General features: G+C 71.5%; 2 protein-coding genes. Both read left to right on the forward strand.

The genetic code is table 11. The features are described from left to right. Nucleotides 1-3 precede the first annotated feature (3 nt). Nucleotides 4-6,750, forward strand: coding sequence for a type I polyketide synthase (locus ABZY45_RS34950; protein ID WP_356746288.1), 6,747 nt, complete (start codon nucleotides 4-6; stop codon nucleotides 6,748-6,750). Nucleotides 6,751-6,789: 39 nt separating this feature from the next. Then, nucleotides 6,790-10,712, forward strand: a 3,923-nt coding sequence (locus ABZY45_RS34955; RefSeq protein WP_356746287.1) for a beta-ketoacyl synthase N-terminal-like domain-containing protein, incomplete at its 3' end; no start/stop codon positions are given.

A 10,712-nucleotide genomic window follows, 5' to 3' on the forward strand; every position in this document is an offset into this window, starting at 1 on the left:
CTGGTGGCGCGTCATCTGGTGGCTGAGCATGGTGTGCGCAGTCTGTTGCTGACGAGTCGTCGTGGTGCTGAGGCTCCGGGTGCGGTCGAGCTGGCCGCCGAGTTGCGGGAGTCGGGCGTTGTCGTCACGGTCGCTGCGTGTGACACGGGGGACAGGGACGCGCTCGGCGCGCTGCTCGCCGGCATCGACGCCGACCACCCTCTCACCGGCGTTGTGCACGCCGCGGCGGTGGCTGACAACGGACTCACCGGCACACTCACGGCCGAGCGACTGGACGCCGTGCTGCGGCCGAAGGCCGACGGTGCCTGGCACCTGCACGAGCTGACCCGCGACCTGGACCTGAAGCAGTTCGTGCTGTTCTCCTCCGCGGGCGGTCTGGTCCTCGCCGCGGGACAGGGAAACTATGCGGCGGCCAACGTGTTCCTGGACGCGCTCGCCGTCCACCGGAGGGCCGCCGGACTGCCCGCCACCTCCCTGGCGTTCGGCATGTGGGCCGTGGACACCGGCCTCGGCGGATCCCTCTCCGAGGCCGACCTCGACCGGATGAACCGGCTCGGCACTCCCGCCTTCGCCGTCGAGGAGGGGCTCGCCCTCTTCTCCGCCGCCCTCGGCACCGGACTCCCCGCTCTCGTACCGCTGCCCGTGGACACCGCCGCTCTCTCGGCCCGCTCCGGCGAGCTTCCCGCGCTCCTGCGGGACCTGGTGCACCGCCCCGGTCGTACCCCTCGCCGCGCCGCTGCCATGGGCGCGGCCGGGGCAGAGGCCCGGCTCGGCGGACTTCTCGTCGGCACGGCGGCCGAGCGCTCCCGAGCACTGCTCGAACTGGTCAGGGCCGAAGCCGCCACCGTGCTCGGCCACAGCGGAGCCGAAGGCGTCAGCCCGGACCGGGCGTTCAAGGACATGGGCTTCGACTCGCTCGCGGCTGTGGAGTTCCGCAACGCCCTCACCGGTGCCACCGGCGTACGGCTCCCGGCCACCCTGGTCTTCGACCACCCCAACTCCCGTGCGGTCGCCGACTTCATCGGCTCGCGGCTGGAGGGCGTCACGGCCCCTGCGGCACCGGCCGTGCGTACCGCCGTGCCCGCGGCAGCCGACGACCCGATCGCCATCGTCAGCATCAGCTGCCGCTTCCCCGGCAACGTCAGAAGCGCCGAGGACCTGTGGCAACTGGTCGCAGAAGGCCGCTCGGCCATCACCGGATTCCCCGCCGACCGTGGCTGGGACGCCGACGCCCTTTACGACCCCGAGCCCGGCACTCCCGGCAAGACCTACGCCCGTGACGGCGGGTTCCTGCACGACGCCGCAGACTTCGACCCCGAGTTCTTCGACATCATGCCGCGCGAGGCCCTGGCCATGGACCCCCAGCAGCGAGTGCTGCTCCAGGGGGCCTGGGAAGCCATCGAGCGCGCCGGGATCGCGCCGGACTCGCTGCGCGGCTCCCGGACCGGCGTCTACGTCGGCATCATGTACCACGACTACGGCTCCCGGGCCGGCACCGTGTCCGACGAACTGACGCCCTACCTCGGCAACGGCAGCGCCGGTTCCATAGCCTCCGGGCGCGTCTCCTACGCCCTGGGCCTGGAAGGCCCGGCCGTCACCGTGGACACCGCCTGCTCATCGTCCCTCGTTGCCCTGCACTCGGCGATCCAGGCCCTGCGGTCCGGTGACTGCGACATGGCACTGGCCGGCGGCGTCACCGTGATGCCCAACCCGGACATCTTCGTCGACTTCAGCCAGCAGCGCGGCCTGGCGGCCGACGGCCGCTGCAAGTCCTTCTCCGCAGGCGCGGACGGCACCGGCTGGTCCGAGGGACTCGGCCTGCTCCTGGTGGAGCGGCTGTCGGACGCCCGGCGGAACGGTCACCCGGTGCTGGCGGTGGTGCGCGGCTCGGCCGTCAACCAGGACGGTGCGAGCAACGGACTCACGGCCCCCAACGGCCCCTCCCAGCAGCGCGTCATCCAGCAGGCCCTGGCCTCCGCCGGCCTCACCACGACCGACGTCGACATGGTCGAGGGCCACGGCACCGGGACCCGCCTCGGGGACCCGATCGAGGCCCAGGCCCTGCTGGCCACGTACGGCCAGGAGCGCCCGGAGGGGCAGCCGCTGTGGCTGGGCTCCATCAAGTCCAACATCGGCCATGCCCAGGCCGCAGCCGGCGTCAGCGGCATCATCAAGGCCGTGATGGCACTGCGCCACGGCCAGATGCCCGCGACCCTGCACGTGGACCGCCCCTCGGACCAGGTGGACTGGTCGGAGGGCGCCGTGGAGCTGCTGACCGAGGCCCGTGTCTGGCCCGAGACCGGCCGCCCCCGCAGGGCCGCCGTCTCGTCCTTCGGGCTCAGCGGTACCAACGCCCACATCATCCTGGAGCAGGCGGCGGAGCCCTCCGGCCCGCAGGCCCCGGAGCGCCTCGCCGATCCGGCCACGGATGCCGTGCCCGTACCGCTCGCCCTGTCCGCGAGCAGCGCGACGTCGCTGGCCGCCCAGGCAGACCAGCTCCACACCCACCTGGCGGACAACCCCGAACTCGACCTGTACGACCTCGGGTTCTCCCTGGCCACCTCCCGTGCCGCGCTGGATCACCGCGCGGTGGTGCTGGCGGGGGACACGGAACAACTGAACGCCGCTTTGGCTGCGTTGAGGGACGGGCGCGAGAACTCCACCGTGGTTCAAGGCCTTGCGCGATCGGTCGGCGCACTGGCGTTCCTGTTCACGGGTCAGGGTGCGCAGCGGGTGGGGATGGGGCGTGAGCTCCATGCGTCCTTCCCGGTGTTTGCCGAGGCGTTGGACGCGGTGGTCGCGGAGCTGGACGGTCACCTGTCCGCGCCGCTGCGGGATGTGGTGTGGGGTGAGGATGCGGGGCTTCTCGAGCGGACGGAGTTCACTCAGTCGGCCCTCTTCGCGTTCGAGACAGCCCTGTTCCGGCTTCTGGAGTCCTGGGGTGTGCGCCCGGACTTCCTGGCCGGGCACTCGGTGGGTGAGCTGACTGCCGCGCACGTAGCGGGTGTTCTCTCGCTGGCGGATGCGGCACGGCTGGTGGCCGCGCGGGCCCGGCTGATGCAGGCCCTGCCGACTGGCGGCGCGATGGTCGCTGTCCGCGCATCGGAGGACGAGGTCCTTCCGTACCTGACCTCGGACGCGGTGAGCATTGCTGCGGTGAACGGTCCGGACGCGGTCGTCATCTCCGGCGCCGAGAACGAGGTCCTGGAGGTTGCCGCCCGCTTCGAGGCGGAGGGCCGTAAGACAAACCGCCTGCGGGTTTCGCACGCGTTCCACTCGCCGCTGATGGAGCCGATGCTCGACGAGTTCCGTACCGTCGCCGAGAGCGTGACGTTCGGCGAGGCCCGTATTCCGGTGGTCTCCAACCTCACCGGCGAGCTCGCGACCACCGATGGCCTGCGCACCCCCGAGTACTGGGTGCGCCATGTCCGTGAGGCCGTGCGCTTCGGCGATGGTGTGCGCGCGCTCTCGGCTGCCGGGGTGAGGGTGTTCCTGGAGGTCGGCCCCGACGCCGTCCTCACCGCGATGGCCCAGAACTCGGCGGCCGACGCGGTGTTCGTACCAGGCCTGCGCCGCAATCAGAGCGAGCCCGAGGCGCTGGTAACGGCGCTTGCGCGCCTGCACACCGTGGGCCATGTCCCGGACTGGGCCGCGTTCTACGCGCCCACCGGAGCCCGCCGCGTCGACCTGCCCACCTACGCCTTCGAGAAGCGGCACTTCTGGCTGGACGCCGCCGAGGCGCCCGCCGTGGATGCCGCCGGTCTCGGTCAGGTGGCCGCCGGGCACCCGCTGCTCACGTCCGTCGTGGTCTCGCCCGAGGGCGGCAGCGTGGTCCTCACCGGCCGCCTTTCGGTGACCACGCACCCGTGGATCGCCGACCACGACGTGCTGGGCACCGTGCTGCTGCCCGGCACCGGTTACGTCGAACTCGCGCTCCGCGCCGCCGAGGAGGTCGGCTGCGACCTGGTCGAGGAACTCGTCATCGAGGCGCTGATGCCCCTGCCGGAGAACGGTGACGGGGTCGCGGTGCAGGTGGTCGTCGGCGCGCCCGACGACGCGGACCGCCGCTCGCTGGCTGTCTACTCACGCGTCGAGGACGCTCCGCCGCAGGTGGAGTGGACCCGGCACGTCTCCGGATACCTGGCGGTCGAGAACCGTGAGCCGGTCACTCCCGAAGAGTTCGACGTCGGCCACGGGGTCTGGCCGCCGGCCGGTGCCGAGCCGGTCGACGTCAGCAACGTCTACGACTACCTGACCGCGCAGGGCTATCACTACGGTCCGATGTTCCGCGGCCTCAAGGCCGTCTGGCAGCGCGACAAGGAGGTCTTCGCGGAGGTCGCCCTCCCGGACTACGCACGGGACGAGGCCGCGCGGTACCGCATGCATCCCTCCCTGCTGGACGCGGCGCTCAGTGCGACGGACTTCCTCGGTGGCCGGAAGCCCCAGGACGTCGGTGCCTCCATGCTGCCGTTCTCCTGGTCCGGTGTGTCCCTGCACTCAGGCGGCGCCGCCTGCTTCCGCGTACGGATCAACTGGACGGGATCCGACGAGGCGGTCGGCTCCGACGCGGTGCGGCTGGAGCTCGCCGACGAGCACGGCACGCCCGTCGCGAGCGTCGAGTCCCTGGTGGTCCGGGCCGTCACGCCCGACCGGGTCTCGGCAGCCGCCGCGGCATCCACCGGAACCCGCCACCTGGAGTCGATGTTCCGGCTGGGCTGGAGCCAACTGCCGGTCGGCGCGCACTCCGACGCCACCGTGGGCGACTGGGCGGTCCTCGGTGAGGACGATCTCGGTCTCGCAGCCGACCTCGGCCTGGCTCCCGGTGCCCTGCCGGTCCATGCCGACCTTGCCGCGCTGCGCGCCGTCGTCGACGCCGGCACCAAGGCGCCCGAGCTGGTCCTCCACCGCTGCTCCGGCGCGGCGGAGGGCGACGACGTGGCCGAGCGCACCCACCGGACGGCGGCGGAAGTCCTCGGGCTCGTCCAGGACTGGCTGGCCGACCCCCGGTTCGCCGACTCGCGGCTCATGCTCCTCACCCACGGCGGTGTACTCACCGAGACCGAACCCTCCGAGGAAACGCCGAACGATCTCTCGCAAGCCCCCGTCTGGGGCCTGATCCGGTCCGCGCAGCAGGAACACCAGGACCGTCTGGTCCTGGTCGACCTGGACGGCTCGGACACCGCCCGCCGGACGCTGCCCGCCGTGGCTTCGCTCCGCGAGCCGGAAGCTGCGGTTCGCGGGAGCGAGGTGAAGGTGCCGCGACTGGCCCGGGTCTCCGCAGCCGAGGGAGACACCCCGCAGACGTGGGGTCCGACCGGCACGGTCCTGGTCACCGGTGGTCTCGGAGGCCTCGGAGCGGTGCTCGTCAGGCACCTGGTCAGCGCCCACGGCGTCCGCCACCTGGTGCTCACCGGCCGCCGTGGCGCCGAGTCACCCGGCGCTGCGGCACTGCGTGACGAACTCGGCGCGCTGGGTGCCGAGATCACCGTCGCGGCCTGCGACACGGCCGACCGAGACGCCGTGTCCGGCCTGCTCGCCGCGATTCCGGCGGACCAGCCGCTGACCGCGGTGGTGCACGCGGCCGGAGTGATGGACAACGCCCTGATCGACGCGCTGACCACCGAGCAGCTCGACGGGGTGTTCCGGCCCAAGGTCGACGCGGCCTGGCATCTGCACGAACTCACCCGGGACCTGCCGCTGAAGGCATTCGTCCTGTTCTCCTCGGTGTCCGGCCTGGCCATGGGGGCGGGCCAGGGCAACTACGCCGCGGCCAACCGCTTCCTGGACGCGCTCGCCGCCCACCGCAGGACCCAGGGGCTTCCGGCGGTCTCGCTGGCCTGGGGCCTGTGGGCCACCCGGACCGGTCTCGGCGGTGCCGGAGTCGACGAGGACCTAGAGGAACAGCGGATGGCGGCCATGGGCCTGCCCGCGCTCTCCTCGGCTGAGGCACTGGTCCTGTTCGACCAGTCGCTCGGCCTGACCGCACCGACCGTGGTGCCGCTGAGGATCGACGCCGCGGCGATGACCGCTTCCGGCTCCGTGCCGGCCGTCTTCCGCGAAGTCGTACAGCGCTCCACCGCGCGCACCGCCCGTCCGGCCGGCGGCAGTCAGGGAACCCGCGGCACCCAGCGTGCCCGGGGCTCCGCACCGGACACGCAGAGCACCCAGTCGCTCGAAGAGCGTCTCGCGGCACTGCCGGGACAGGAGCGCGACCGGGTCCTCCTGGACACCGTGCGCACCCACGTCGCGGCCGTCCGGCACGACGAACCGGACGCGATCGACGTCGAGAAGGGCTTCACCGAGCTGGGTCTGGACTCGCTCGCCGCGATCGAGCTGCGCAACCGTCTCAGCTCGGCGACCGGGCTGAGGCTCCCGGCCACGCTGATGTTCGACTACCCGAACCCGGTGACCCTGGCGAAGTTCCTCCTGGAGGAGCTCCTGCCCGGCATCGAAGCACTGGTGCCGCCCGCCTCCGCTCCGGCCGCGAACGGCACGGGCGGTGGTGCACAGGCGCCGGCCGTGTCCGGTGACGACGCCGAACTCCAGCGGCGGATCGGGACCCTCTCCATCGCCCGCCTCCGTGAGGCCGGACTGCTGGACACCCTGCTCCAGCTCTCGGCGGAGACCCCGGCACCCGGCAACGGGTCCGAGGAGTCCGGCAGCGACGGCGGCAGCACCCGCAGCGACGCGATCAAGAGCATGAACATCGAGGACCTGGTACGGGCCGCTCTCGGCACCGACAAGTCCTGACAGCATCCGGTCACCCAGCGAGAAACCAGGGACAATCACGTGGAAGCATCCGCTGAGCAGATCGTCGAAGCACTGCGCTCGTCCATGCTGGAGAACGAACGGCTGCGACAGCAGAACCAGCAGCTCACCGACCGTGCCGACGAACCCGTCGCCATCGTCGGCATGGCGTGCCGCTACCCCGGCGGCGTACGCACCCCGGAGGAGCTGTGGCGCCTCGTCCGCGACGGCAAGGATGCCGTCGCCGGCTTCCCCACGGACCGGGGCTGGAACCTCGACGCTCTGTACGACCCGGAGCCCGGCGTCGCAGGCAAGTCCATCGCCCGCGAGGGTGGCTTCCTCTACGACGCCGTGGACTTCGATCCCGAGTTCTTCGGGATCAGCCCCCGCGAGGCGCTGGGCATGGACCCGCAGCAGCGGATGCTTCTGGAGACCGCCTGGGAGGCCTTCGAGAGCGCGGGCATCGACCCGACCTCCGCCAAGGGCTCCGCGACCGGGGTCTACGCAGGCGTGATGTACCACGACTACGGGCCCGGCAGCAGCGACGGCAGCCTGGTCACGGGCCGGGTCGCCTACACCCTGGGGCTGGAGGGCCCGGCGGTCACCGTGGACACGGCGTGCTCCTCCTCGCTGGTCGCCCTGCACTGGGCCGCCCAGGCCCTCCGTAAGGGCGAGTGCACACTCGCCCTCGCCGGTGGCGTCACCGTGATGACGGAACCCGACATGTTCGTCTACTTCAGCGAACAGCGCGGCCTGGCGGCCGACGGCCGCTGCAAGTCCTTCTCGGCAGGCGCGGACGGCACCGGGTGCTCCGAGGGCGCCGCGCTCATCCTGCTGGAACGCCTCTCCGACGCCCGTGCAAACGGGCACCCGGTGCTCGCGGTGATCCGGGGCTCCGCCCTCAACCAGGACGGTGCCTCCAGCGGGCTCACCACCCCCAACGGCCCCTCCCAGCAGCGGGTCATCCGGCAGGCGCTGGCCGACGCAGGCCTGACCGCCGCCGACATCGACACCGTCGAGACCCACGGCACGGGCACCACCCTCGGAGACCCCATCGAGGCGCAGGCCCTGATGGCCACGTACGGCCGTGAGCGTGCCGCGGGCGGAGAGCCACTGCTCCTCGGCGCTCTGAAGTCCAACCTGGGGCACACCCAGGCCGCGGCCGGGGTCGGCGGCGTCATCAAGATGGTCCTGGCCATGCGAGAGGGCTTCCTGCCCGGCATCGTCCACCTGGACGAGCCCACCCCTCAGGTGGACTGGTCCGCGGGAGCCGTGGAACTGCTGACCGAAGCCCGGGAGTGGCCGGAGACCGGGCGCCCCCGGCGAGCCGCCGTCTCCTCCTTCGGTATCAGCGGTACGAACGCCCACGTCATCGTCGAACAGGCCCCCTCCGCCGACGAGGTCACAGCCGCCGGCGCCGACAGCCCGCGGCGTACCCCGTCGGTGATCCCCTGGGCGTTCTCCGCGAAGACCCCGCAGGCCCTCACGGCCCAGGCCGAACGGCTGCGTGGTCACCTCACGGCCCACCCCGAAGCCCGGGCCCTCGACGTCGCCCACTCCTTGGCGACGGGCCGAGCCACGCTCGAACACCGAGCGGTCCTCATCGGCGAGAACCGTGCCGAACTCGATGCCGCACTGGCCGACTTCGTTCAGGGGGAGACCCCTACCCCCCTGCGCCGCAAAGGTCGCACCGCCTTCTTGTTCACGGGTCAGGGTGCGCAGCGGGTGGGGATGGGGCGTGAGCTGTACGGCGCGTTCCCGGTGTTCGCCGAGGCGTTCGATGCGGTGGTCGCGGAGCTGGACGGTCACCTGGCGGGGTCGTTGCGGGATGTGGTGTGGGGTGAGGATGCGGGGGTTCTGGAGCGGACGGAGTTCACTCAGCCTGCGTTGTTCGCGTTCGAGACGGCGTTGTTCCGGTTGCTGGAGTCGTGGGGTGTGCGCCCGGACTTCTTGGCCGGTCATTCGGTGGGTGAGCTGACTGCCGCGCATGTGTCGGGTGTGCTGTCGCTGGCGGATGCGGCGCGGTTGGTGGCTGCGCGGGCGCGGTTGATGCAGGCGTTGCCGGCTGGTGGTGCGATGGTCGCTGTCCGGGCGTCGGAGGACGAGGTCCTTCCGTACCTGACGTCGGACGTGGTGAGTATCGCTGCGGTGAACGGTCCGGACGCGGTGGTCATCTCCGGCGCCGAGGACGAGGTCCTGGAGGTTGCGGCCCGGTTTGAGGCGGAGGGTCGTAAGACCAGCCGTCTGCGGGTTTCGCACGCGTTCCACTCACCCCTGATGGATCCCATCCTGGAGGTGTTCGGCCAGCTGGCCGCCACTCTCACCTACAACAGCCCGAACATCCCGGTCGTGTCGAACGTCACCGGGGAGCTCGCCACCGCCGCCGAACTCCGCGCGCCCGAGTACTGGGTGCGGCACGTGCGGCAGGCCGTGCGCTTCGCGGACGGTATCCACTGCCTTGAGTCCAAGAACGTCACGACGTTCCTCGAAATCGGTCCCGACACCGTACTGACAGCGCTCGCGCAGGACTGTGTCTCCGCAGGCGACGAGCAGCAGGACGCCGCCGCCCTGATCCCGACCCAGCGGCGTGACCGCTCCGAGGAACGCGAACTGCTGGCCGGGCTCGGCGCGGCACACCTGCGAGGTGTGCCCGTCGACTGGAGCGCATGCCTTCAGGACACCGGAGCCCGCCGTGTCGACCTGCCCACGTACGCCTTCCAGAGGCAGCGCTACTGGCAGGAGAGCTTCACCAACGCGGCGGCCAAGGGTGACGCTTCCGGTGCGGGGCAGACCGCCCTCGAGCACCCCTTGCTCCGAGCCGCCGTGAGCACGCCGGACGAGAGGGTGGTTCTGACGGGCCGCCTCTCCCTCAACTCCCACCCCTGGCTTGCCGACCACGGTGTGCTGGGGAATGTGCTGGTGCCGGGGACCGGGTTGGTGGAGCTGGCCCTGCGCGCGGGTGAGGAGGTCGGGTGTGGGCTGCTGGAGGAGCTGACTCTTCAGGCTCCCCTCGTGCTTCCTGAAACCAACGGGACGCAGGTCCAGGTCGTCGTCGATGCTCCGGCCGAGGACGGCGGGCGGCAGGTGGGCGTCCACTCGCGGCCTGAGGGCGACCCTGAGGCGCCCTGGACCCTCCACGCGGAGGGGACGCTGCGCCCGGACGCACCTGCCCCTGACTTCGATCTGGTGGCGTGGCCGCCGGCGGGTGCGGTGTCGGTGCCTGTGGCGGGTGCGTATGAGCGGCTGGCGGAGCAGGGGTATGGGTACGGCCCGGTGTTCCAGGGGCTGAAGGCTGTCTGGACGCGGGGTGAGGAGATCTTCGCCGAGGTCGCTCTTCCCCACGAGGCCCGTGACGATGCGGGCCGGTTCGGACTGCACCCCGCTCTGCTCGACGCCGCCCTGCACGCGGCGATGGTCACGGAGGCCCCTGCTGACGGCGCCCCGCACCTGCCGTTCTCGTGGGCGGGTGTGTCGCTGTTCGGGGCGGGTGCGTCGGTGGTGCGGGTGCGGATCGTGCGGGGTGGTGCGGGTCAGCTGGCGTTGGAGGTGGCTGATGGTGCGGGAGTTCCCGTGTTGTCGGTGGGGTCGTTGGTGGCGCGTGAGGTGTCTGCTGAGCAGTTGAGTACGGGTGGGCGTGGGGCTGCTGGCGGTTCGTTGCTGGCGGTTGAGTGGGGTGTGGTTGCTGGGGGTTCGGCGGCTGAGGCTGGTTCGTTCGTGTGGTGGGAGGACGTTGCGGGTGGTGGTGGGGTGGGCGCTGATGTGGTGGTGTTTGCCGTGCCTGAGGTGCCTGTCGATGTGTCTGTGGATGGCTCTGGGGTGGGAGTTCCGGGGGCGTTGCGGGGGGTTGTTGGTGGGGTTTTGGGTGTGGTGCAGGGGTGGTTGGCGGATGAGAGGTTCGCTGATGGCCGGTTGGTGATCGTCACGCGTGGTGCGGTGTCGGTTGATGGTGGTGGTGTGTCGGATCT

The sequence above is a fragment of the Streptomyces sp. NPDC006516 genome (assembly GCF_040611875.1).
GTDB lineage: Bacteria > Actinomycetota > Actinomycetes > Streptomycetales > Streptomycetaceae > Streptomyces.